The organism is Rugamonas rubra (assembly GCF_900114705.1).
Classification (GTDB): Bacteria; Pseudomonadota; Gammaproteobacteria; order Burkholderiales; family Burkholderiaceae_D; genus Rugamonas; species Rugamonas rubra.
Genome location: NZ_FOTW01000025.1, coordinates 47,925 through 70,747 on the forward strand (window position 1 = coordinate 47,925; position 22,823 = coordinate 70,747).

Genomic DNA, 22,823 nt, shown 5'->3' on the forward strand with positions numbered 1-22,823 from the left:
TCACTCCTTGATCAACTGGTAGCCGAGCCGGTAGACCGTCTGCAGGCAGGAGCGGCCGTCGGCGATGGTGCCGAGCTTGTGGCGCAGGCTGCTCAGGTGGACGTCGATGTTGCGGTCGAAGCGCGCCATCGGCCGGCCCAGGCCCTGTTCCGACAGGGTGTTCTTGCTGACCGGGCGGCCGGCGTGGCGGGCCAGCACCTCGAGCAGGTTGAATTCCGTGCTGGTCAGTTCGAGCGGTGCGCCGGCCCAGGTGGCGCGGCGCCGCTCGGGCCACATGGTCAGCTGGCCGACGCTCAGTGCGGCGACGGCCGAGGCGTCGAGCGGCGCGCCCTGGGTGCGGCGCAGGATGGCGCGGATGCGCGCGGTCAGCTCGCGCGGCGTGCAGGGCTTGGCGACGTAGTCGTCGGCGCCCAGTTCGAGGCCGACGATGCGGTCGGTGTCGTCGCCGCGCCCGGTCAGCATCAGGATCGGCAATTGGCTGCTGGCGCGGATGCGGCGCAACGTCTCCAGGCCGTTCATGCGCGGCATCATGACGTCGAGGATGGCGATGGCGTACAGGCCGGTGAAGGCCTCGGCGGTGCCGGCCACGCCGTCGTGCACGGCCTTGACCTCGAAACCCTCCTGCTCCAGGTACTCCTGGAACATGCCCACCAGTTCGATGTCGTCGTCTATCAACAATACCTTGCTCATTGCAGCGCTTTGTTCCCGTGTCGATGCGGCCATCATAGCAAACCCGGGGTGGCCGCCAGCGCCGATTTACCCGCTTTTACACCGTCGACAGCGCCGCGCCTTTACACGGATTTACCTTGCGTTTACGGCGCTTTACACGGCCGGCTCGGACAATGGCCACTCCAACAACACACCAAGGATACCCGTCATGAACCTCCTCCCACCACGTCAATCCGCCGGCAAGGCCGCGCTGCTGCTGGTTTCCGCACTTTCCCTGGCGGGCATGCACGGCGGCGGCGCCGCCGCCGAGGACGATGTGCACGGCCCGGCCCACGGTGGCCACGCGCCCGGCCACGACGCCGGAGGGCCGCGCGGCCCCTACATGGCGCCGCATGGGGCGGACGGTGCGCGCAACACGCCGCCCGGCACGGGCCGGCCGCCGTTCGGCCCGGCCGGCATGCCCGGCACGCCGCCGTTCCTGCTCGGCCTGGAGCTGAGCGAAGCGCAGCAGGACAAGGTGTTCGCGCTGCTGCACGCCCAGGTGCCGTATTTGCGCGAGCAGGAAAAGAGCGCCTGGAAGGCGCACGAGGGCTTGCGCGCGCTGGGCGCCGCCGTGCCGTTCGACGACGCCAAGGCGGCCGCGCTGGCCCAGGCGGCCGGCCAAGCCCACGCCAACATCATGTTGCAGCAGGTGCGCACCGAGCAGAAGCTGTTGGCCTTGCTGACGCCGGAGCAGCGCAGGCAGCAGGCCGACGAGGCGCCGCGCCATCCACCGCGCCCCTGAAGCGGCGGCATGCAGCGGGCACTATTTTTCACCCACCCACCACGGAGACCACCATGTCGATCAGCGCCATCAATTCGAGCAGCGCCACCAGCCAGTTGAGTTTTTTGAGCAGTAGCACACGTACCAGCGGCAGCACCGACAGCAACGGCACCGAGGCCGCGCGCGGCGCCGGCCACCACCGGCGGCCGGAGGGCGGCGGCTTGGTCGCCGCAATCGCCAGCGCTTTGCAGCAGATCGGCGTGGGCGACTCCAGCGGCAGCGCCGCCAGCTCGGCCACGACGAGCGATGCCGGCGCCAGCGACGCCAGCGGCACGACGCAGAGCGGCGCGCAGGCGCTGGGTAGTTTTTTGCAGGATCTGATGGGCGCCTTGCACGCCCAAGGCAACGAGAGCTCGGCGGCGCCGCCGTACGGCGAGGCGCAGGGGCAGGGCGGCGGCGCGGGCGGCAGCGGCGGGCCGGGCCGTCTGGAATCGGATCTGCAAAGCCTGATTGCCAAGCTGGGCGGCAGCAGTACCAGCAGTACCAGCAGTAGCGGCACCGGCAGCACCGACGCGACCGACGGCAGCACCGACGCGACCGACGGCAGCGCGGGCAGCGACACCACCAGCACGCTGGAGAACTCGTTCAAGAACCTGCTCGACCAGCTGGGTGGCGGCGACAGCAGCGAGTCCAACAGCAAGCTGGCCAGCTTTCTGCAGGCCTTGTCGAACAATTTGAGCGGCGCCGGCAGCAGCGGCAACTTGATCAACACGAGCGTTTAAGCAGGCGCGAATGTGCCCAGGCGCCGCAGGGGCGGCGCTATTTATTTGATTGGAGTTTTATGGACGCACAACACGACGCCCGGCACGACGGCCACGCCGACCATCAACACGGCCTGGCGGCCGACTTGGACACCATGCTGAATCTGGCGTCCAACCGGCGCCAGTCGCTGCGCTGGCTGCTGGCCGGCGCCGGCGCGTTGCCGATGCTGGGCTGCGGCGGTTCGGGCGGCGCGACGGCCGACACCAGCACCAGCGGCGCGACGACCGCGCCGACCATCCCGCCCACGCCGCCCACGCCGACCACGCCGACCACCGGCGCCTGCGCGGTGATCCCGGAGGAGACCGGCGGGCCGTATCCGGCCGATGGCAGCAACAGCAACGGCAGCGGCGTGGCCAATGTGTTGAACCAGACCGGCGTGGTGCGCAGCGACATCCGCAGCAGCTTCGGCGGCGCCAGCGGCGTGGCGGCCGGCGTGCCCTTGACGATCAAGCTACAGATCGTCAACGCCAGCGGCGGTTGCAGCGCGCTGGCCGGTTACACCGTCTACCTGTGGCACTGCGACCGCGACGGCCAGTACTCGCTGTACTCGAGCGGCGTGACGGGACAGAACTACCTGCGCGGCGTGCAGGAGGCCGACAGCGGCGGCAACGTCAGCTTCAGCACCATCTTCCCCGGCTGCTACGCCGGGCGCATGCCGCACGTGCACTTCGAGGTCTATCCGACGCTGGCCAAGAGCGCCAGCGCGGCCAACCGCGTCAAGACCTCGCAGTTCACCTTCCCCATGGCGACCCTCAACGAGGTCTACGCCACGGCCGGCTACAGCAGCAGCGTGCGCAACCTGGCGCAGATCAGCTACGCCAGCGACAACGTGTTCGGCGACGGCACCACGCTGCAAATGGCCGCCGTCAGCGGCAACGCCAGCGACGGCTACGTGGTGACGCTGACGCTGGGCGTGGCCGGCTAGGCCGGCGCCGCGCCGGCCGCCGGCGCTCAGGACATGAAGCCCAGGTCGCGCTGGCTGAAGTTGCCGATGTGCGGGAACACGTCGGCGATCTGTGTGGCCGACAGGCCGAACCAGCCGGCCAGCGTGGCGCCGTACTGGTCGACCGAGATGGTCGGCAGCAGCGAGCCGGAGCCGATGTCCAAATCATGTTTGAGGCCGGTGACCGGGAAGGCGCCGTAGATCTGCCGTCCCTTGACTGCGCCGCCGACGACGAAATGGTGGGAGCCCCAGCCGTGGTCGGTGCCGTCGCCGTTGCTGGTGAAGGTGCGGCCGAAGTCGGAGGCGGTGAAGGTGGTGACCTGCTTGCGCAGGTCGGCGCCCTGCAGCGTGGCCAGTACGCCGTCGAAGTAGGCCAGCGCGTGGGCCAGGCGGCCGAGCAGGTCGGCCTGTAGCACGCGCTGGTTGTCGTGGCTGTCGAAACCGCCCAGGCTGACGTAGAACACCTGGCGCCGCGCGCCCAGCGCCGTGCGGCCGCCGATGATGCGTGCCACTGTTTGCAGCTGCACCGCCAGGCCGTTGACGCTGGCGGCGCCGGTGCTGGGATTGACGAAGGGCGCCGGGTTGGGCACGCCGCCCGGCCCGGCGGCCAGCATGGCGCCGCTCAGCACCGACTGCGAGGCAAGGGCGCGGCCGACCACGGCGGCGTGCTCGCGCTCGAACATCTCGCTGCGCTCGCCGCTGGCGATGGCGCGCAGCGGGTTGGCGGCGGCCGGCGCGCCGAACAGGGCGCCGCTGAGATTGCGCACCGGGACCGCGCCGGCGGCGCTGATCTGGTACTGGCGGATCTCGCGGCCGCTGAGGAAGATGGCGTTGCCGGCGGCCGAGATGCAGGTGAAGCTGGCGTTGCCGTTGCCGGCGGCGAGCATGTCGCCCATGCGGCCGCCCCAGCCGAAGCTGGCGCCCTCCGGCCTGTACGACTGCCACAACGACTGCTGGTCGTTGTGCGAGAACAGCTTGGGCGGCAGCGGCGCGGCGCCGCTCTGGTACCGCAGCTTGGTGGTGGGGACGACCAGGGTGCCGACGTTGGCCACCACGGCGGCGCGGCCCTGGTCGAACAAATCCTTCAGCGGCGCCATGCTGGGGTGCAGGGCGAAGCTGCGGCCGGCGTGGCCGCCGGCCGGGACGATGGGCAGCACGCCGCGCGGTGCGCCGACGGGGGGCAGGGCGATCGAGCCGGCGTCGGCGGTGGTGCGGATGCGCGTGTATTCGTTCCAGGAGGCGCTGTCGGTGGCTAGCACGGTGTTGGCGTGGTCATTGCCGCCGTTGAGGAACAGGCAGACGACGGCCTTGTAGTCGCCGGCGCCCTCGGCGGCGGCGTTGCCCATCGCCGCCAGGTTGATGGCGAAGGGGGCGGCGCTGCCGCCGGCCAGGGTCAGCATGGAGCCGAGAAAGCGGCGGCGTGATTGGTGGTGGTCGTTCATCTCGGTGTCCTTATTTTTGAACCAGGTATTCGGGCGAGGCCATCGACAGGTAGACGGCGAGGTAGACGCGGTTGCGCTGGGCGCGGGCGACGGCGGCGGCGGCGGCGGCGGCGTTGCCGGCGGTGGCGGCGGGCAGCGGCACGCTGTTGATGGCGCTCAGGATCTGGCCGCGCAGCGCGCTGGTCATGGCGCCGTTCATCAACAGCAGGTTGACGCGGTCGACCAGCGCGGCCGGATTGGCCGCCAGTTTCAGCTCGGCGGCGTAGCCGGCCTGCACGTCGCGGCCGTAGCCGACACCGTTCGGCACCACGTCCTGCATCAGGTTCAGGTAGCCGGTCACCGACGGCTCGGCGGTGATCTGCATCTCCGGCGCCACCAGGCCGGCCGCCGCGATGCTGGTGTTGGGCGGCGTGTACGAGGGGCGGAAGAAGTTGAACACCGACGGCGAGCGCATCGCCGTCTGGCCCAGGCCGGACAAGGGGTCGTCCTGCTGCGGGATCTGGTAGCGCCCCGAGGCCGAGTGGGCCTCGAAGGCGCGCATCCAGTTGGCCAGGCGCAGCACCGGCTCGCGCAGCTTGCCGGCGCGCAGGGCGAAGTTCTGCCGCGCCTCCGGGTCGAGCAGCACGGCGCGCAGCACCGCCTTCATGTCGCCGCGCACACCCTTGCCGTTGTTGGCGAAGGCGGCGGCGACCCGGTTGATGTAGCCGGGACTGGGGTTGCTGCTGACCAGGCGCTGGATCAGTTGGCGGCCGAAGAAGGGGCCGACGTTGGGGTGGTTGAACAGCGTGTCGAGGGCCAGCTTGAGCTCGGCCTCGCCGCTGCCGTTGACGCTGACGCCGAGGAAGTGCTTCTCGCTGGTGGAGTGGAAGCGCGGGTACAGCTGCATCGGCTTCCAGTCGCGCTCGGGGTCGGGCGCGCCGCCGTAGAAGCGGTTGTTGCTGGCGTCCGGGCCGGCCCAGCTCCAACCGGTGAAGACCTTGGCCAGGCCGGCCACGTCGTCGTGGTTGTAGGTCTCGATCGGGGTGCCGTTCTGCGTGCGCGGGCTGCCGTCCTGGTTCAGCTGATACAGGCCGATGCTCATCAACTGCATGATCTCGCGGGCGAAGTTCTCGTCGGGCAGGCGCTCGCCGGACTCGCGCTGGTTGCCCAGATGGCTCAGGTAGCGGCCCATCATCGGGTGCAGGGCGACGTCCTGCAATAGGTCGCGGAAATTGCCGAAGGCGTGCTTGCCCAGCATGTCGTAGTAGCCGGCCACGCCGCGTGGCATGTTGCCGACGCCGGCGTCTATCAGCGAGATGACGAAGATCTCCGACAGGGCGAACTTGACGCGTTGGCGCAGCTGGTCGTCGCCCTGGGCGGCCTGCTGCCAAAAGGTCTCGAGGAACAGGTCCTGGCCCGATTTGCTGCCCGGCGCGATCTTTGCAAGAGTGGTGTTGTAGGCGGCGCGGTGACTGGTCTGCGGCTTGGCGAACTCGCTGCTGAGCCAGGCGTCGGCGCCGCGCGCGCCGACATCGGCGATGGCGGCGCTGGTCGGGCCGAAGCTGGCCTGGCCGAGGAAGCGGGCGGCGGCGGCCGGCGTCATCCGCGCCGCCGTGCCGATGCCGATGCCGATGCCGCTGGCGAGCAGCTGCGGCGGCGCGGCGGCGGCCTGGTCCGTATTGCCGTTGTCGCCGCCGCAGGCGGCCAGGAGCAGTAGCGGGAGGCCAGTCCCGGCGAGGCTGAATTTTCCGAATTTCATCTATTTCCCTAGCGGTTAGAAACAGCGCCGATTGTAGTTCGGTTCGCTTTTCAGCGTTTTTTCGCGCGTCAATTGTGCGTCGCATTGCTCCGACGTTGGCCGATTTTGGCTGTATATTTGGCGATGTTACGCGAACTTATCATATGTAAAACGAACATTATTTTAGGGAAACGTCATATTTCCACAACGCATCTATTGCTTGTAGGCATAGTCCTACGGGGTGGATTTCGCCCGATTGGGCGTCGGCGGCATGGCGGCGAACGGGGTTTCGCGGGCCCGCGGTTGTCGGCGGGAACGCCCTACGCCTGACCGGCAAGAACCGGGGCGCGGCGCGGCGCCAGCGATAGCGGCCGCTCGACCAGCAAGAACAGCGCGGCGGAGCCTGCCAGCGTGATGGCCAGCAGCAACGGCAGCGCGCCCCAGAGCAGCAGTGGCCCGGCGGCGAACGGGGGCAGGTGGGCCAGCGCGACGAAGGCGGCCTTGAGCAGTAGGCCGTGTAGCAGGTAGTAGGAGTAGCTCATATTTCCCAGCCAGCGCAGCGGCGCGCAGCAGAACGCGTGCCCAAGCCAGCCCTGCGGTCGCTCGAAGCAGCACAGGCAGAGCCGGTATAGGGCGGCGGCCAGGGCGACGATCTTCAGTGGCGCGGCCAGCGGCATCAACAGGACGATCAGCGCGCAGGCCAGCGCCGCCAGCGCCATGCCCTCGTTGGGCGGGCGCAGGCGGCCACCCATCTCGTGCCGATGGCCGCGCATCTCGTGCAGCAGGGCGCCGGCGGCGAACATGAGCGAGCGCAGCGGCGCGCCGAGGGCGAGGTGGCCGGCGATGATGGCGCCGCCGACGGCGAACAGGAAGGCGACGCGCCAGCGGCGGCGTTGCCGGCGCAGTCCGAAGGCGCCGATCAGCAGCGGCGTCGCCAGGTAGTAGAACAGCTCGTAGCTGAGCGACCAGGAGACGGTGATCAGCGGCGGCTCGCCGAGCAGCGGGGCGAGCAGCAGCAGGTTTTGCAGCAGGTAGAGCGCGGCGTCCGGCGCCGCCGGCGGGATCTTGCTCTCGGCGGGGAAGGCCAGCGACAGCGCCAGATACAGCAGGAAGACGGCGCCGTAGGTGGGGTAGATGCGCAGCAGGCGGCGCCGCATGAAGGGCAGGAAGGCCTGCCGGCGGGCCATCAGCGAACCGTAGATCAGGTAGCCGCTGAGGACGAAGAACAGGTCGACGCCGCTGTTGCCGGCCAGGTGCAGCAAGCGCGCCAGCAGCGCGGAGGCCGAGCCGCCGTCCTGCCACGGCGCGGCCAGCGTGGTGTAGTGGACCAGGAATACCAGCAGCACGGCCAGGCCGCGCAGGCCCTCCATCGGGCGCAGGGTGTGCGCGCCGGCGCCGTGGGATAGTTCGAATCGGTCGCTGAGCCAGTTCATCGGGCGACTATACCGCAGGGCGCCTGGTACGGGCTTGATTCGGCATCAAGCCTCGCCCCGATTGGCCCCCGATTGGCCCCCGATCAGCCCGCACGCGGTGCGGGGTGAAGGCCGGCCTCGTCGCGCCTACTGCTTGACGCAGTCGACGAAGTAGCCGCGCTTGCCGTCCACCTCGCGCTTGACCAGGCCGTGCACGTCCGTCTCGAAGCCGGGGAAGCGCTCGTTGAAGTCGCGCGCGAAGCGCAGGTAGTCGACGATGGTCTTGTTGAAGCGCTCGCCCGGGATCAGCAGCGGAATGCCCGGTGGATACGGCGTCAGCAGGATCGAGGTGATGCGGCCCTCCAACTCGTCGATGGCGACCCGCTCGATTTCGCGGTGCGCCATCTTGGCGAAGGCGTCCGACGGCTTCATCGCCGGAACCATGTCCGACAGGTACATCTCGGTGGTCAAACGGGCCACGTCGTAGGCCTTGTAGAAGTCGTGGATCTGCTGGCACAGGTCGCGCAGGCCCATCTTCTCGTAGCGCGGATTGGCCGCCGCGAACTCGGGCAGGATGCGCCACATCGGCTGGTTCTTGTCGTAGTCGTCCTTGAACTGTTGCAAAGCCGTCAACAGGGTGTTCCAGCGGCCCTTGGTGATGCCGATGGTGAACATGATGAAGAACGAATACAGGCCGCACTTCTCGATGATGACGCCGTGCTCGGCCAGGTACTTGGTGACGATCGACGCCGGGATGCCGGTCTCGCCGAACTTGCCGTCGAGCGACAGGCCCGGGTTGACGATGGTCGCCTTGATCGGGTCGAGCATGTTGAAGCCCGGCGCCAGCTTGCCGAAGCCGTGCCAGTCGTCGTCGGCGTGGATCATCCAGTCCTCGCGCGAGCCGATGCCTTCTTCGGCGAAGCTGTTCGGACCCCACACCTGGAACCACCAGTCCTTGCCCCACTCCTGGTCGATCTTCTTCATGGCGCGGCGGAAGTCGAGCGCCTCGATGATCGATTCCTCCACCAGGGCGGTGCCGCCCGGCGCTTCCATCATGGCGGCGGCGACGTCGCAGGAGGCGATGATCGAGTACTGCGGCGAGGTCGAGGTGTGCATCAGGTAGGCCTCGTTGAAGGCGTCCAGGTCGAGCTTGACCGAGTCCGACTCGCGCACCAGGATCTGCGAGGCCTGCGACAGGCCGGCGAGCAATTTGTGCGTCGACTGGGTCGAGAAGATCATCGACTCCTTGGCGCGCGGGCGGTCCTTGCCGATGGCGTGCATGTCCTTGTAGAAATCGTGGAAGGTGGCGTGCGGCAGCCAGGCCTCGTCGAAGTGCAGGGTGTCGATCTTGCCGTCAAGCATTTCGCGCAGGGTTTCGACGTTGTAGATCACGCCGTCGTAGGTCGACTGGGTGATGGTCAAAATGCGCGGCTTCTTGTTGACGGCCTCGCGGGCGAAAGGGTTGGCCTCGATCTTGCGGGCGATGCTTTCCGGCGTGAACTCCTCCAGCGGGATCGGACCGATGATGCCGAGGTGGTTGCGGGTCGGCATCAGGAAGACGGGGATGGCGCCGCACATGATGATCGAGTGCAGGATCGACTTGTGGCAGTTGCGGTCGACCACGACGATGTCGCCCGGCGCCACCGTCGAGTGCCAGACCATCTTGTTCGAGGTCGAGGTGCCGTTGGTGACGAAATAGCAATGGTCGGCGTTGAAGATGCGCGCCGCGTTGCGTTCGGAGGCGGCGATGGGGCCGGTGTGGTCGAGCAGCTGGCCGAGTTCCTCGACGGCGTTGCAGACGTCGGCGCGCAGCATGTTCTCGCCGAAGAACTGGTGGAACATCTGGCCGATCGGCGACTTCAGGAAGGCCACGCCGCCCGAGTGGCCGGGGCAGTGCCAGGAGTAGGAGCCGTCGTTGGCGTAGTGCACCAGGGCGCGGAAGAAGGGCGGCGACAGGCCGTCCAGGTAGGACTTGGCCTCGCGGATGATGTGGCGGGCGACGAACTCGGGCGTGTCCTCGAACATGTGGATGAAGCCGTGCAGCTCGCGCAGGATGTCGTTGGGGATGTGGCGCGAGGTGCGCGTTTCGCCGTACAGGTAGATCGGGATGTCGGCGTTCTTGTAGCGGATCTCCTCGACGAAGGCGCGCAGCGACTTCAGGGCGTGGTCGGTCTCCTCGACCGAGCCGGCGCCGAACTCCTCGTCGTCGATCGACAGCACGAACGCCGAGGCGCGCGACTGCTGCTGGGCGAACTGCGACAGGTCGCCGTAACTGGTTACGCCCAGCACTTCCATGCCTTCTTTTTCCATCGCGGCGGCCAGGGCGCGGATGCCCAGGCCGGACGTATTTTCAGAACGGAAATCCTCGTCGATGATGACGATGGGGAAACGAAATTTCATGCTGTCTCCAGAAAAGAAGACCGCCCCTGGCCATAGCTTGGAGGGGCGGGCAGGGCGCAACGGCGCCAAAAAAAAATAAGAACGGGATTCTCGCAGAAATGCCGCCGATCTGGTAAAAAATCGTACGGAAATCTACAAACGACAACCCCGCATAGTGTGGCAGCGGTGTGACGCGGCGATGACAACCGCCTTCGGAGCCTGCCAGCGGCCCGGCCAGCGGCCCGGGGCGCGCCCTTTTAGTCTAGTGGCCGGCCGCGCCGACGCCCAGTTTCAGCATCAGCGCGGCTATCGGATCGACGTGCAGCCAGGCGAAGGCGCCCAGCGCGATGCCGACGCCGGCCACGCCGTAGGCCGCGCCCTGCAGCCACTTCTTGCGCGTGAGCAGGGTGATGGCGGCCAGCGAGATGGCGATCTGCTCGGCGGTGGTGGCCAGCGCCCACTGGTGGTGCTGGTGCATCGCCTCGTCCGACTTGTGGTTCCATTCGGTCGAGGAGGCCTCCCACTTCTCGGCCTCCTTCTTGATGTCCTCCTTCTCGCCCTTGTAGCGGGCCACGTCGGCCTTGTACTTCTCCGGGTCGACGCCGGGCAGGGTGGCGGCCAGCTCGGCCAGGTTCTGCTTGTTCGACTTGGCCTGGTAGTAGTTCCAGCTGTTGGCCGCCTGCGTCTTGTCGATCGCCGCGTTGTTCTTGAACAGCGCCGCGTCGTTCTGCGTGGCGCCGCCCTGGTAGCCGAACATGGCGCCGACGGTGGCGAGGATCGCCGTCATGACGGCGATGTTGCTGGAAAAACCGTCGCCGCCGTGGGCGGCGTGCTCCACCGCGTGGTCGTGCGGGCCGTGAACGTGAAAACCGTCTCCTGACATGGGCTATTGAATCCTTGAATGCGTTAATTGGGTTGAACTGGGTTGAAATACGGCGGCCGGGTGGCACGCGTCGCAATTGTAGGGCTTTTTGCGCCGGCTGACGATGAATTGAATCGAATCGGCCGGTGCGGCGCCGCCAGGCGTGGCCCGGGGGAAGGTCGCCAGTGTTGGATTTTTGCCGCATAGAAATTTGCTCCAGTTCAACCCGGATGCCGATGTGGGATTCGGAGAGAATCGCCCCGACTGAATTCTCGTATCGTAGTTTGGTTCGCCGCATCAATTTCTACTCCGCACCAGCAGCGCCAACCGGCAAGGAGCAAGCCATGTTCGCCAATCTGAAAATCAAGACCCTGGTCGTGGTCGCGCTCGGCGTGCTGCTCGCGCTGATGCTGGCCAACGGGGTGATGGGCATCTATAGCGCCGGCTATTCGGTCGCGCTGGTCAAGGACGTCACGCTTAAGGACCAGAAGAAAAGCGCCGAGCAGACCGCTATCCGGCTCGACATGGAACTGAGCCGCAGCCAGATCCTGCAGGCCCTGCAGCACAATCCGGAGCTGGCCTGGTCCAAGTTGCACGACCATCCGCTGGCGCTGCATTTCGAGCAGATCGACACGCTCGCGGCGCGCACCGCCAAGCGCTGGGACGCCTACCTGGCCATGCTGGGCGGCGCGGAGGAGCGGCGGCTGGCCGAGAAATGGCAGGCCGACAGCGCCGGCCTGGGGCTCGAGGCGATCCGCGCGGCCGGCGCGGCGATCAGGGCCAAGCAGTGGGACGAGGCCGAGACGGTGCTGATCAAGCGGATCAACCCGTCCTATCGGGTGGGCGACGTGGCGCTCAAGGCGCTGGCCGAGTTCGACGTCGAGAAGGCCAAGGCCAACGAGGCCGAGGTAGGCGCCAACCTGCAGGCGACCGCCTACGCCATGTTCCTAGTGCTGGCCCTGGGCCTGGTGTTGGGCGTGGCGGTGGGCTGGCTGCTGCTGGTGTCGATCTCGGCGCCGCTGCGGCAGGCCATGGCGATCGCCAGCCGGGTGGCCGAAGGCGACCTGAGCGGCTCCGCCGAGGCGCGCAGCGGCAACGAGATCGGCGCCCTGTTGACGGCGCTGGACCGGATGCGCGGCAAGCTGGCCGGCATCGTCCACGAGGTGCGCGGCAGCACCCGCACCATCGCCGCCGCCTCGGGTGAGATCGCGGCCGGCAACCTGGACCTGTCGCGCCGCACCGGCGACCAGGCCGGCTCGCTGGAGCGGACCGCCACGGCGATGGAGCAGCTGACCGGCACCGTCAAGCAGAACGCCGACAACGCGCGCCAGGCCAACCAACTGGCGCAATCGGCCTCGGCGGTGGCGGTCAAGGGCGGCGCGGTGGTGGCGCAGGTGGTCGAGACCATGGGCTCGATCAACGACTCGTCCAAGAAGATCGTCGACATCATCGGCGTCATCGACGGCATCGCCTTCCAGACGAATATTTTGGCGCTGAACGCGGCGGTGGAGGCGGCCCGCGCCGGCGAGCAGGGCCGCGGCTTCGCGGTGGTGGCGTCGGAGGTGCGCAACCTGGCGCAGCGCAGCGCCGGCGCGGCCAAGGAGATCAAGGAGTTGATCGGCGACTCGGTCGACAAGGTCGGCAGCGGCGCCAGGCTGGTCGACCAGGCCGGCGCGACGATGCAGGAGATCGTCAGCAGCATCCAGCGCGTGACCGACATCATGGGCGAAATCACCCACGCCAGCCAGGAACAGACCGCCGGCCTGGAGCAGATCAACGGCGCGATCGGGCAGATGGACGCGATCACCCAGCAGAACGTGGCCCTGGTGGAGGAGGCCTCGGCGGCGGCCAGCTCGCTGCAGTCGCAGGCCGACACGCTGAGCCAGGTGGTCAGCGTGTTCAAGCTCGATGGAGTAGCGGCGGCGCAGACGGCGCCGCCGGCGGTGGTCCGGCCCCGGGCGGCGGCGAGCGCCCAAGCCGGGGCCGCGACCGGCTCGGCCGTGCGGACGCTCGGGCTTAAGCGGCCGGTGCGGGCTGGCGGCGCCAGGTGACGAAGGCGTATTGCAGATCGGCGCTTGGGGAGGCGTGCTCCTCGCGCGAGGCCTCCCGCCATTGGGCGGAGTCGATGGCCGGGAAGAAGGCGTCGCAGTTGTAGGTTTTTTTGACCTCGGTGACGATCAGTTGGTCTGCCACGGCCATCGCCTGGCGGTAGATGTCGGCGCCGCCGATGATGAAGGCTTGCTGCCCGGCCACCAGGGCGACTGCGGCCTCGACCGACGACGCCGTCTCGACGCCGTCATGGCGCCAGTCCGGGTTGCGCGTGATGACGATGTTGCGCCGACCCGGCAGCGGCCGGCCGATCGAGTCGAAGGTCTTGCGGCCCATCACGATGGGGTGGCCGGTGGTGACGCGCTTGAAGTGCGCCATGTCTTCCGGCAGCTTCCACGGCAGGGTGTTGTCGATGCCGATGCCGCGCTGGGTGTCCATGGCGACGATGATGGTCAATTGGGTCATATTGTTTCCAAAGCAATTGCGGGCGCCGCGCCAACGGGGGCGGGCGGTGGTTGCCGATATTATCGGCGAAATCGGCGCGGCCGGTGGGCTGGCTTGGCGGAACGGTGTCGTATGTTCTGTGGCAAATTAAGTTTAATGCAATAATGCGAAACACAGAGCAGCCAGTATGCAGCCGGTTTATGGAATAGAGGTTGAAGTATAGATATGGGTAATAGTACAGATGTTGTCGGCGAGGCCGGGGAATTCGCCGATCCGGCGCGCGGCGCGTTGCCGGCGCAGTTGTTGGCGGCGCTGGCCGGCGCCTACCGCGACGCCGGCCTGGCGAGCAGCGCCGCGCCGGTGCGCGAGGCCGAGAGCGCCGAGTACGGCGCCTGCCGGCTGGGGCTGGCGGGTTTGTCGGTGGCGTTCCGCGTCGCCAAGACCACGCCGACCAAGATCGGCCAGTTCGTGACGATTTGGAAACGGCCGACGCCGCAGGCCGAGATCGCCCCGCTGGACGGCGCCGACGGCGTCGACGTGGTGGTGGTCAGCGTGGCCGAGGCCGGCCCCGGCGGCCGGCACGGCCAGTTCGTCTTCGACCGCGCGGTGTTGCTGGCCAAGGGCGTGATGTCGCGCGGCGGCGTCGGCGGCAAGCGCGCCCTGCGCGTGTATCCGCCGTGGACCGTGCCGGTGGCCAAGGACGCCATTCGCACGCAGCGGTGGCAGCTGGCCTGCTTCGTGCCGCTGCGCAACGACGGCGGCGCCGACCCGGCGCGCCTGCGCGCCTTGCTGAACCTCTGACATCGACCTGCGCGGCGAGGTGGCGCCGGAGCACGAGCTGCTCGGCGCCGACGGCATGCCCTTGGACTTTAGACCGCCTGCGGCTCCAGGGTCTTCTTGAACTGCGACACGCCGTCCAGGTCGAGCAGCTCGACCGTCATCGCCTTCGACTGCGGGTCGATGGTGACCTCGCCGAAGAACTGGTAGCCGGCGAACGGCGAGGAGTTGGCGATCTTCGGCGCCTTGGCGAACACTTCGGTGGGGCCGAAGGTCATGTCCAGCTTGTTCGGCCCGAAGGCGCCGGCGTTCATCGGTCCGGCGACGAACTCCCAGAACGGCGCGAAGTCGGTGAAGCTGGCCTTGGCCGGATCGTAGTAGTGCGCCGCGCAGTAGTGCACGTCGGCGGTGATCCAGGTGACGTTCTTGATGGCCTTGATGGCCTTGAGCAGGCGGGCGATCTCCAGCTCGCGGCCGGAGGCGGCGCCGTCGTCGCCGTTGGCGCTGGCCTCCCAGCGGGTGGCGCCGTTGGCCTCGGTGCCGTCCGGCACGTACAGGCTCAGCGGCATGTCCGCCGCGATCACCTTCCACACCGCCTTCGACGCCTTCAGCTCGCCGATCAGCCAGTCGATCTGCGCCGGGCCCAGGTAGGCGCTGCTGGCGTCCTCGACCGTTTGGCGGTTGGCCGAGTTCGGGCCCCGGTAGCTGCGCATGTCCAGCACGAACACGTCGAGCAGCGGGCCGTAGGAGACGCTGCGGTAGATGCGCTGCGGCTCGGACTGCTTGAAGTAGCGCATCGGCGCGTACTCGAGGAAGGCGCGCTGGCCGCGCGCCGCCAGGGTGGCCACGTTCTTCTCCTTGTAGCGCGCATCGGCCGACAGGTCCTTAGCCCCGTTGTAGTTGTTGACCACCTCGTGGTCGTCCCACTGCCACAGCTGCGGCACCTGGGCGGCGAACTTGCGGAAGTTCAAGTCCAGCGTGTTGTAGGCGTGGCGGCCACGGAACTCCTTGAGCGTCTCGGCCACCTTGCTGACCTCCTCGGTGACGATGCTCTTCCAGATCTTGCCGTTCTCGGCCACGGTCTCGGCCTTGATCGGGCCGTCGGCGTAGATGGTGTCGCCGCTGTGGATGAAGAAGTCCGGGTCGCGCTTGCGCATCGCCTCGTAGATCTTGACGCCGCCGAATTCGGTGTTGATGCCCCAGCCCTGGCCGGCGTTGTCGCCGCTCCAGTGGAAGCGCACCGGCTTGGTGCTGGCGGCGCCGGGCGCGGTGCGGAACTGGCCGCTCAGCACTTCGCTCTCGATGCGGCCGTCGCTCGGGTCGACGTAGCGCACGCGCACGTTGAGCGTTTGGCCGGCCGGCAGGCCGCTCAGGTCGACGCGGCTGGTGAAGTCGGTCGCCTCGGTGGCGGTGGGGCCGACGATGCGGCTGGGGTTGCTGAACTTGTCGCTGGTGTCGTACTCGACGATCATCTGCGCGTTGCGGTCGCTGCGACTCCAGACGATGGCCTGGTTCGAGGTGACGTCGCCGAATTGGATGCCGGACAGCAGCTTGGGCCGGTCCTTGTCGCTGATGATGACGGCCGGCGCGGCCGGCGACGAGTCGCCGCCGCAGCCGCTCAACAGGGCGGAACCGGACAGCGCGGTGCTGCCAACCAGAATGCCGCCCTGCGAGAGGAAACGGCGGCGCGAGAGAATGGAAGTCATGGAAGCTCCTAAAAGAATAGCTATCCATGCTATGTTCTTCACATGACAACATGATGAAACGGGCAACGGAGCGGGCCGGCGGGCGGGCCGGCCGGCGTGGTCGCTCCGGCGCGGATGGGGCGGCCAAGACGCTCAGTTTGGTATGTCGCGAAGTTCGCCCTCTTTAGACTGCCTGCCCAAAAAGAGGACGCACCTCTGCATGGTCTTGGTCCTGCACGCGGTCGGTCTCTTTCTGACGGCGGTTGTATGACTGCCATGACACTGACATAGCGCCTTCGCTGACCAGCGCCATTTCCCCTGTTCATTGAGCCATCTCAATTTCAGACGCCAACACGAGAGTGCTTCCTCGCACTTTGACGAGAATCGAGGCGAAGTATCTCTTTTGCAATACTATTGAACTCGGCAGCTTCGCCAGTTCAGGAATAAACTTTCCTCTGCACAGCGGGAAATAGAATGAACAATCACATGTCCTACGGGGCTGTAAAGCACAGGAGGCAGAGATAATGGCTCATGGTCCAAAAAATCGCTGGTGGGGCGGATTCACCATGTTTGCGGGCATTATTTCGCTCGCTTCCGTTCTGCTTCCTGCGATTTTCGGAAACAGAATGATTGTTTCCCCAGTGCTTTTGTTCGGGATAGTGATAATTTGCAATCTCGCAAATTGCATGATTCCGGACACCTCAGAGAAAGAAAATGATGCGATTTTTTCGAAAATCTTCTTTCTCCGGCTTGCCCTGTCAACTGCATTTTCAGCGTTGATAATCGCAATCCATCTGGTTGCGATTAGGTTCTAGGCGTCAACGAGGTGCGTTTGATACTTTTCTGGGCGCATCTTTTCTCCCGTTTACACTGCTGCAGCGGCGTGCGAAAGGCGAGTTTACACCGCCATCGGCGCCGTAATCGGCGCATGGTGCTGATAGCCCACCAGCGAAAAGTCCGACGGCTCGATCTTCTCCAGCCACTCCGGCTCGTACTTGCCGGTCTTGGCGAATTCCGGCACGCGGTCGGAAATGACGAACTGCGGCGCCGGGAAGGGCGCGCGGGTCAGCTGTTCCTTGACCATGTCCAGATGGTTTTCGTAGATGTGCGCGTCGCCGATGAAGTAGGTGAACCAGCGCGGCGTGTAGCCGGTCAGGCGCGCCACCAGATGCAGCAGGGCGGCGCCCTCGGCCAGGTTGAACGGCGTGCCCAGGCCGATGTCGTTGCTGCGCACGTAGAGGCAGAGCGACAGCTCGCGCGTGCCGGCGTTGGGGATGAACTGGTACAGCAGATGGCAGGCGGGCAGGGCGACGGCGTCCAGGTCGGCCGGGTTCCAGCCGTGGAACAGGATGCGGCGGCTGCCCGGGTTGTTGACGATGGTGTCCAGGCACTCGCGCAGCTGGTCGATGGCTTTGTACAGCAAAACCTTCTTGACGCCCTCGTCGTCGATGGGGGCGACCAGGCGGAAGCCGTTCAACTGCGCGTCGGCGATCTGCGCCGGCTGGTCCGCTTCGATCAGCTTGTAGCCGGGCCAGCCGCGCCACTGCACGCCGTAGACCGGGCCGAGGTCGTCCTCGCCCATGCGGTAGGGGTTGTCCAGCCACTGCTGGTTCTCGTTGGCGTTCTGGTCCCACACCTTGCAGCCGAGGGCGCGGAAGTCGGCCGCGCTGCGCGAGGCGCGCAGGAAGGCGCACAATTCGCCGACCACCGATTTGAAGGCCAGCTTCTTCGTCGTCACGGCGGGAAAGCCGTCGTTGAGCAGGTCGAAGCGCATCATCGCGCCGGGCACGCTGAGGGTGCGGATGCCGGTGCGGTTGTTCTGCCAGCTGCCGGTGTCAAGAACGGTTTTGATCAAATCCTGGTATTGCTGCATGTGGTACTCCAACGTGGAACTGGCGCCGCAGGGGGCGTCTTGAAAGGGTAGATTGTAGCAGGCGGCCATTCGGCTCGCCTCGTGGCGGCGTGGTGCAAGGTCAAGGTGCCGGCGGCGCCCAAACCACCCAGCGGCGCAGAGCCAGGGTCAGACCCTAGGGTCTGACCCTCGATTCAAGCCGGTGGGTTCGCCAATGTCAGTGCACGCTCGCTTAACGGCCGCGCCCGCCGGGCTTGGCGGCCTTGCGCGCGGCCGGCTGGGCCGCCGCGCGGGCGGTCGACTTGGCGCCCCGGCCGGCGGTGACGAACACGGCGCCTTTCGGCACCGGCGCGCCGGCGGCTTGGCCACCTCGCCGCGCCGCTCCACCACCGGCCCCCGCACCGCCGCCGAACTTGCCGGACTTGGCCGCCGGGGCGCCCAGGCCGGCCACCGGCGTGGCGCTGGACTGGCCGGGATGGCCGCCGGAAAGCGTCGATTTGCCAGCGGACGGCATCGCTTTGCCGCCCGACGGCGCAGCCTTGCCGCCGGGCGGCCCGGTGAAGGCGCGCTTCTTCTTAGTCGTCGCCTCCTTGGCTGCTGTGGCGGCCACCGCGGCGGCGGCGCCGGCCGGGCCGGTGGCCGGCACGCGGTGGTCGGCCTCGAAGCCGGGCTCCTCCTCGCGGCGGATCACCTGGCGGGTCAATTTTTCGATCTCGGCCAGCAGGTCGACCTCGTCGGCGCAGACCAGCGAGACGGCCTCGCCCTCGGCACCGGCGCGGCCGGTGCGGCCGATGCGGTGGATGTAGTCCTCGGCCACGGTCGGCAGGTCGAAGTTGACCACCTGCGGCAGGGCGTCGATGTCGAGCCCGCGCGCGGCCACGTCGGTGGCGACGAGCACCTGCACCTGCGCCGTCTTGAAGCGGTCCAGCGCGCGCAGGCGCGCCGGCTGGGTCTTGTCGCCGTGGATGGCGTCGGCCGCCACGCCTTGCTCCAGCAGGATCTTGACAAGCGCGTCGACGCCCTTGCGCGTCTTGACGAACACCAGCACCTGGCCCCAGCGCCGCTGCTTGAGCAGGTGCAGGAACAGCTCCGGCTTGCGCTTCTTGTCGGTCGGGATCAGCCACTGCTTGACGGTCTTGGTGGCGGTGTTGCGCGGGCTGACCTGGATCTGCACCGGGTTGTTGAGCAGGCCGCCGGCCAGCGCGCGGATGGCGTCGGAGAAGGTGGCCGAGAACAGCAAAGTCTGGCGCTGCTTGGGCAGGGCGTCGAACACGGCGTTGAGTTCGCGCGAGAAGCCCAGGTCGAGCATGCGGTCGGCTTCGTCGAGCACCAGGGTTTGCAGCGAGTCGAAGTTGAGCACGCCCTGGCCGTACAGGTCGAGCAGGCGGCCGGGGGTGGCCACCAGCACGTCGAGGCCCTTGCGCAGCTTGCTGATCTGCGGTTCGATCGCCACGCCGCCATACGCCACATAGGAGCGCAACGGCAGGCTGGCGCCGTAGCGGCGGAAGCTGTCGTAGACCTGCTCGGCCAGCTCGCGCGTGGGCACCAGCACCAGGCAGCGCACCGATTGTGGCGCGACCACGCCGTCCATGGTCAGCCGCTGTAGGATGGGCAGGGCGAAGCCGGCGGTCTTGCCGGTGCCGGTCTGGGCGGCGGCCATCAGGTCGCGGCCGGCCAGCACGGCGGGGATCGCCTGCGCCTGCACCGGCGTCGGTTCCGTGTAGCCCAGCGCGTCTAGGGTGCGCTGGATGGGGTCGATCAGGCCGAGGGTGTGGAAGCTCATGGTGTGGATTCTGTGAATTCTGAAGAAGGGGCGCAGTGTAGCGGCTGGCGGCCGCTTCTGCTGGATTAGTTGGGCGGCTTGGCGGGCCGCCGGAAGGTCACGGACCGGACAGCGCGGCGGCCCACAGCGCCAGGATCTCGCGCACGCGCGCGTCGGCCAGGGTCAGCAGGTTGTCGCCGACGTAGAGCTCGACCACGCTGTGGCCGGCCAGGGCGCCGTGGTTGGCGCGGTTGAACAGCCAGACGCCGTGTTCGGCGGCGACCTGGTTGCGGATCTCGTTGGCGCGCTCGCGCGCCACCGGCAGGTGCAGGTGCAGCATGTTGGCCTGCGGCCGCGCCGGGTTCGGCACCAGTTGCGGCACGCCGCGGAGCTGCTCGTACAGCCATTCGGTGCGGCGGAAGTAGTCGGGCATGGCGGCCAGGCGGGCGTCGAACTGCATGGCGGCGGCCACCACGTATGGCGTGCGGTGCACCACGTTGCCACCCTGGCGGCGGAACCATTCCTGCGCCGTGGCGACAAAGTCGGCGCGGCCGGCCAGCATGGCGCCGCCCAGGCCGCCGATGCCCTTGTACAGCGAGACGTAGATCGAGTCGAAGCCGGCGGCGATCTCTTGCGGCGTGCGGCCGTAGCCGGCGGCGGCCTCCCACAGGCGGGCGCCGTCCATGTGCAGGTGGATGTTGTGCGAGCGGCAGTGGTCCTTGATCTCGTCGAGCTCCTGCCAGCTCGGGCACTGGCCGCCGATCTCGCGCGCCGGGATCTCGATGGCGGCGGCGCCCAGCCGGTCGGGGATGGCGCGCAGTTCGTCGAGCGTCCACGGGCGGTGCTGGTCGCCGATTTGCAGCGCTTGGAAGTGGTCGAGCAGTTGGTGGTTGCCGCGCTCGTGGCGGAAGATGTGGGCGGTCGGGTGCAGCGCCACCAGCCGGCTGCCGCGTTCGGCGCAGGCCAGGCGCAGCGCCGTCACCTGGGTCATGGTGCCGGTGATGCAGAAGGTGGCCGCCTCGCAGCCGAGCAGGCCGGCCACCTTGCGTTCGAACTCCTGGATCAGCGCGCCCTCGCCGTAGGTGTCGTGGCCGACGTCGTTGGCCTCGCACCAGGCGGCCATGGCGGCGAAGGTCTGCGCCGGCGTCGCCTGGCGGTGGCCCGGCAGGACGGTGTGGCATTGCTGGCGCAGGTCGGCGTCGTTCATGGCGGGCTCCGGTTGATCAATAGGATGGGGCTGGCGGGATTGCTGCCAGCGGCTCCGAAACTGCCCAGAGGCGGAGAACCAGGGTCAGACCCTAGGGTCTGACCCTAGATTTAGGCCGCTGGTTTTTTTTGGGCTGGCTGCATTCGGGCCGCTCCGGGGTTCAGTGCTGCACGTGCACGCTGTGGAACTGCAGCGCGGCCAAATTGGCGTAGATGCCGCCCAGCGCCACCAGCGAGGAGTGGGTGCCGGTCTCGACGATCTTGCCGTCCTCCATGACGATGATGCGGTCGGCGCGCTGCACCGTGGCCAGGCGGTGGGCGATGATGACGGTGGTGCGGCCCACCATGGCCGCCTCCAGCGCCGTCTGCACCAGGCGCTCGGACTCGGCGTCGAGCGCGCTGGTGGCCTCGTCGAGCAGCAGCAGCGGCGGGTTCTTCAACAACGCGCGCGCGATGGCGATGCGCTGGCGCTGGCCGCCGGACAAACGCACGCCGCGCTCGCCGAGGAAGGACTGGTAGCCCTGCGGCAGGCGCTCGATGAACTCGTGGGCGGCGGCCAGCTTGGCCGCCTGGATCACCTCGGCGTCGCTGGCGCCGGCGCGGCCGTAGCGGATGTTCTCCATCGCGTCGGCCGAGAAGATCACCGTGTCCTGCGGCACGATGCCGATGGCGTCGCGCAGGGTGTGCAGCTCGAGCTGGGTGATGTCGACGCCGTCGAGCTTGATGCTGCCGCTCTGCGGGTCGTAGAAGCGCAGGAACAGCTGGAACAGCGTGGTCTTGCCGGCGCCCGAGGGGCCGACCACGGCCACCGTCTCGCCCGGCTTGATGTCGAGCGACAGGTGGCCCAGGGCCGCCGTGTCCGGCCGCGACGGGTAGCTGAAGCTGACGTCCGACAGCGTCAGCGCGGCGCCGTTGGCGGCGCGCGGCGGCAGCGGCAGCGGCACGGCCGGCGACTGGATCTGCGATTTCACCGACATCAGCTCGAGCAGGCGCTCGGTGGCGCCGGCGGCGCGCTGCGCCTCGCCCATCACCTCGGACAGGGCGCCGATGGCGCCGGCGACGATGGAGGCGTAGAGGATGAACTGGCCCAGGTCGCCGCCCGTCATGGTCCCCTCGAGCACGGCGTGGGCGCCCAGCCACAGCACGAAGACGATGGTGCCGAACACCAGCACGATGGCGATCATGGTCAGCAGGGCGCGGGCGCGGATGCGCCGCATGGCCGTGGCGAAGGCGCCCTCGACCGAGGCGCCGAAGCGGCCCGACTCGATTTTTTCGTGGGTGAAGGCCTGCACGGTGGGCATGGCGTTGAGGATCTCGCCGGCCATGGCCGAGGCGTCGGCGATGCGGTCCTGCGAGTCGCGCGACAGCTTGCGCACGCGGCGGCCGAACATCACGATCGGCAGCACGGTCAAAATCAGCAGGCCGATGATGATGGCCGACAGCTTGGGGCTGGTCACGAACAGCATCACCAGGCCGCCGATGAACAGCAGCACGTTGCGCAGCGCCATGGAGATGCTGGTGCCGACCACGGCCTGGATCAGGGTGGTGTCGGTGGTGATGCGCGACAGCACCTCGCCGGTCTGCGTGGTCTCGAAGAACTCGGGGCTTTGCGTGACGACGTGGCTGTAGACGGCGTTGCGGATGTCGGCGGTGACCCGCTCGCCCAGCCAGGACACCGTGTAGAAGCGGGCGGCGGTGGCCAGGGCCAGCACGGTGGCGACGGCGAACAGGGCGAGGAACACCAAGTCGACGTGCTCGATGCTCTTGCCGCCGTTGGCGCCGCCGAAGCCGAGGTCGATCATCTGCTTGAACGCGGCCGGAATCGCCAGCGTGGAGCAGGCCGCCACCACCAGCGCCACGCCGGCCATGGCGAATTGGCGGCGGTAGGGTCGCAGGAAGGGCATCAGCCCCTTGAAGGCGGCCAGGCTGCCCTTCTTCGCCTCGCGCTTGTCCGTGGCGGCGCTGGGCGCCGCTGCTTGCTGGGTGCTGCCGGTGGTGCTAGTGGTCATCGTGTTGGCGGTTTCGGTTGTGAGCGTGTT

The 22,823-nt window shown here is 67.9% G+C and carries 17 protein-coding genes; 5 read left to right on the top strand and 12 right to left on the bottom strand.

The window, feature by feature from the left end; all coding sequences use genetic code 11:
• Positions 1 to 690: a response regulator transcription factor gene (locus BM252_RS23490; RefSeq protein WP_093390108.1), complete on the bottom strand. Its 690-nt coding sequence runs from the start codon at positions 688 to 690 to the stop codon at positions 1 to 3.
• 187 nt (positions 691 to 877) lie between these two features.
• On the opposite strand from BM252_RS23490, the gene BM252_RS23495 reads away from it, so the two are divergent.
• Genes BM252_RS23495 through BM252_RS23505 form a run of 3 tightly spaced genes read left to right on the top strand, consistent with a single transcriptional unit; the run spans position 878 to position 3,179 of the window.
• Complete coding sequence (locus BM252_RS23495) at positions 878 to 1,453, top strand: Spy/CpxP family protein refolding chaperone (RefSeq protein WP_245774404.1); 576 nt, start codon at positions 878 to 880, stop codon at positions 1,451 to 1,453.
• Positions 1,454 to 1,506: 53 nt separating this feature from the next.
• Positions 1,507 to 2,214: a hypothetical protein gene (locus tag BM252_RS23500; protein ID WP_093390109.1), complete on the top strand. Its 708-nt coding sequence runs from the start codon at positions 1,507 to 1,509 to the stop codon at positions 2,212 to 2,214.
• A gap of 59 nt (positions 2,215 to 2,273) precedes the next feature.
• Positions 2,274 to 3,179 (top strand): dioxygenase family protein, encoded by a 906-nt coding sequence (locus BM252_RS23505; RefSeq protein WP_093390110.1) that lies wholly within the window; start codon positions 2,274 to 2,276, stop codon positions 3,177 to 3,179.
• Positions 3,180 to 3,205: 26 nt separating this feature from the next.
• Here the strand turns inward: BM252_RS23505 and BM252_RS23510 are convergent, their stop codons facing one another.
• The 5 genes from BM252_RS23510 to BM252_RS23530 all read right to left on the bottom strand — a co-directional run bounded on the left by BM252_RS23510 (position 3,206) and on the right by BM252_RS23530 (position 11,030).
• On the bottom strand, positions 3,206 to 4,639 hold the full coding sequence (locus BM252_RS23510; protein ID WP_093390111.1) for a DUF1501 domain-containing protein: 1,434 nt from the start codon (positions 4,637 to 4,639) through the stop codon (positions 3,206 to 3,208).
• A gap of 10 nt (positions 4,640 to 4,649) precedes the next feature.
• On the bottom strand, positions 4,650 to 6,377 hold the full coding sequence (locus tag BM252_RS23515) for a DUF1800 domain-containing protein (protein WP_093390112.1): 1,728 nt from the start codon (positions 6,375 to 6,377) through the stop codon (positions 4,650 to 4,652).
• Positions 6,378 to 6,676: 299 nt separating this feature from the next.
• Positions 6,677 to 7,789 carry an acyltransferase family protein gene (locus BM252_RS23520; RefSeq protein ID WP_093390113.1) on the bottom strand — a complete coding sequence of 371 codons (1,113 nt, stop codon included), beginning with the start codon at positions 7,787 to 7,789 and terminating at the stop codon, positions 6,677 to 6,679.
• A 126-nt stretch (positions 7,790 to 7,915) separates the two neighbouring features.
• Positions 7,916 to 10,168, bottom strand: coding sequence for an arginine/lysine/ornithine decarboxylase (locus tag BM252_RS23525; RefSeq protein ID WP_093390114.1), 2,253 nt, complete (start codon positions 10,166 to 10,168; stop codon positions 7,916 to 7,918).
• Between the two features lie 241 nt (positions 10,169 to 10,409).
• Positions 10,410 to 11,030, bottom strand: coding sequence for a DUF4337 domain-containing protein (locus BM252_RS23530; RefSeq protein WP_093390115.1), 621 nt, complete (start codon positions 11,028 to 11,030; stop codon positions 10,410 to 10,412).
• A 323-nt stretch (positions 11,031 to 11,353) separates the two neighbouring features.
• Here BM252_RS23530 and BM252_RS23535 point away from each other — a divergent pair, with 323 nt between their 5' ends.
• Complete coding sequence (locus tag BM252_RS23535; RefSeq protein WP_093390116.1) at positions 11,354 to 13,060, top strand: methyl-accepting chemotaxis protein; 1,707 nt, start codon at positions 11,354 to 11,356, stop codon at positions 13,058 to 13,060.
• Here BM252_RS23535 and BM252_RS23540 read toward each other — a convergent pair.
• Positions 13,026 to 13,523 carry a dihydrofolate reductase gene (locus tag BM252_RS23540; protein WP_093390117.1) on the bottom strand — a complete coding sequence of 166 codons (498 nt, stop codon included), beginning with the start codon at positions 13,521 to 13,523 and terminating at the stop codon, positions 13,026 to 13,028. The genes BM252_RS23535 and BM252_RS23540 overlap by 35 nt on opposite strands.
• A gap of 204 nt (positions 13,524 to 13,727) precedes the next feature.
• On the opposite strand from BM252_RS23540, the gene BM252_RS23545 reads away from it, so the two are divergent.
• Positions 13,728 to 14,303, top strand: a complete 576-nt coding sequence (locus BM252_RS23545; protein WP_093390118.1) for a MepB family protein — start codon at positions 13,728 to 13,730, stop codon at positions 14,301 to 14,303.
• A gap of 68 nt (positions 14,304 to 14,371) precedes the next feature.
• On the opposite strand, the gene BM252_RS23550 is transcribed toward BM252_RS23545, so the two are convergent.
• From BM252_RS23550 to BM252_RS23570, 5 genes are all read right to left on the bottom strand, one after another.
• Positions 14,372 to 15,985: an alkaline phosphatase D family protein gene (locus BM252_RS23550; protein ID WP_093390119.1), complete on the bottom strand. Its 1,614-nt coding sequence runs from the start codon at positions 15,983 to 15,985 to the stop codon at positions 14,372 to 14,374.
• Positions 15,986 to 16,862: 877 nt separating this feature from the next.
• Positions 16,863 to 17,837, bottom strand: coding sequence for a thymidylate synthase (locus BM252_RS23555; RefSeq protein ID WP_093390120.1), 975 nt, complete (start codon positions 17,835 to 17,837; stop codon positions 16,863 to 16,865).
• Positions 17,838 to 18,048: 211 nt separating this feature from the next.
• Positions 18,049 to 19,599 carry a DEAD/DEAH box helicase gene (locus tag BM252_RS23560; protein WP_093390121.1) on the bottom strand — a complete coding sequence of 517 codons (1,551 nt, stop codon included), beginning with the start codon at positions 19,597 to 19,599 and terminating at the stop codon, positions 18,049 to 18,051.
• A gap of 97 nt (positions 19,600 to 19,696) precedes the next feature.
• Positions 19,697 to 20,785 carry a threonine aldolase family protein gene (locus BM252_RS23565; protein WP_093390122.1) on the bottom strand — a complete coding sequence of 363 codons (1,089 nt, stop codon included), beginning with the start codon at positions 20,783 to 20,785 and terminating at the stop codon, positions 19,697 to 19,699.
• Between the two features lie 160 nt (positions 20,786 to 20,945).
• The gene (locus BM252_RS23570) at positions 20,946 to 22,793 is read right to left on the bottom strand and encodes an ABC transporter transmembrane domain-containing protein (protein WP_093390154.1); all 1,848 of its coding nucleotides are present in this window, start codon (positions 22,791 to 22,793) and stop codon (positions 20,946 to 20,948) included.
• Positions 22,794 to 22,823: the final 30 nt, after the last annotated feature.

Coding starts and splice junctions, on each gene's coding strand:
- BM252_RS23490 (WP_093390108.1), bottom strand. CDS start 690: ATGAGCAAGGTATTGTTGATAGACGACGACATCGAACTGGTGGGCATG.
- BM252_RS23495 (WP_245774404.1), top strand. CDS start 878: ATGAACCTCCTCCCACCACGTCAATCCGCCGGCAAGGCCGCGCTGCTG.
- BM252_RS23500 (WP_093390109.1), top strand. CDS start 1,507: ATGTCGATCAGCGCCATCAATTCGAGCAGCGCCACCAGCCAGTTGAGT.
- BM252_RS23505 (WP_093390110.1), top strand. CDS start 2,274: ATGGACGCACAACACGACGCCCGGCACGACGGCCACGCCGACCATCAA.
- BM252_RS23510 (WP_093390111.1), bottom strand. CDS start 4,639: ATGAACGACCACCACCAATCACGCCGCCGCTTTCTCGGCTCCATGCTG.
- BM252_RS23515 (WP_093390112.1), bottom strand. CDS start 6,377: ATGAAATTCGGAAAATTCAGCCTCGCCGGGACTGGCCTCCCGCTACTG.
- BM252_RS23520 (WP_093390113.1), bottom strand. CDS start 7,789: ATGAACTGGCTCAGCGACCGATTCGAACTATCCCACGGCGCCGGCGCG.
- BM252_RS23525 (WP_093390114.1), bottom strand. CDS start 10,168: ATGAAATTTCGTTTCCCCATCGTCATCATCGACGAGGATTTCCGTTCT.
- BM252_RS23530 (WP_093390115.1), bottom strand. CDS start 11,030: ATGTCAGGAGACGGTTTTCACGTTCACGGCCCGCACGACCACGCGGTG.
- BM252_RS23535 (WP_093390116.1), top strand. CDS start 11,354: ATGTTCGCCAATCTGAAAATCAAGACCCTGGTCGTGGTCGCGCTCGGC.
- BM252_RS23540 (WP_093390117.1), bottom strand. CDS start 13,523: ATGACCCAATTGACCATCATCGTCGCCATGGACACCCAGCGCGGCATC.
- BM252_RS23545 (WP_093390118.1), top strand. CDS start 13,728: ATGGGTAATAGTACAGATGTTGTCGGCGAGGCCGGGGAATTCGCCGAT.
- BM252_RS23550 (WP_093390119.1), bottom strand. CDS start 15,985: ATGACTTCCATTCTCTCGCGCCGCCGTTTCCTCTCGCAGGGCGGCATT.
- BM252_RS23555 (WP_093390120.1), bottom strand. CDS start 17,837: ATGCAGCAATACCAGGATTTGATCAAAACCGTTCTTGACACCGGCAGC.
- BM252_RS23560 (WP_093390121.1), bottom strand. CDS start 19,599: ATGAGCTTCCACACCCTCGGCCTGATCGACCCCATCCAGCGCACCCTA.
- BM252_RS23565 (WP_093390122.1), bottom strand. CDS start 20,785: ATGAACGACGCCGACCTGCGCCAGCAATGCCACACCGTCCTGCCGGGC.
- BM252_RS23570 (WP_093390154.1), bottom strand. CDS start 22,793: ATGACCACTAGCACCACCGGCAGCACCCAGCAAGCAGCGGCGCCCAGC.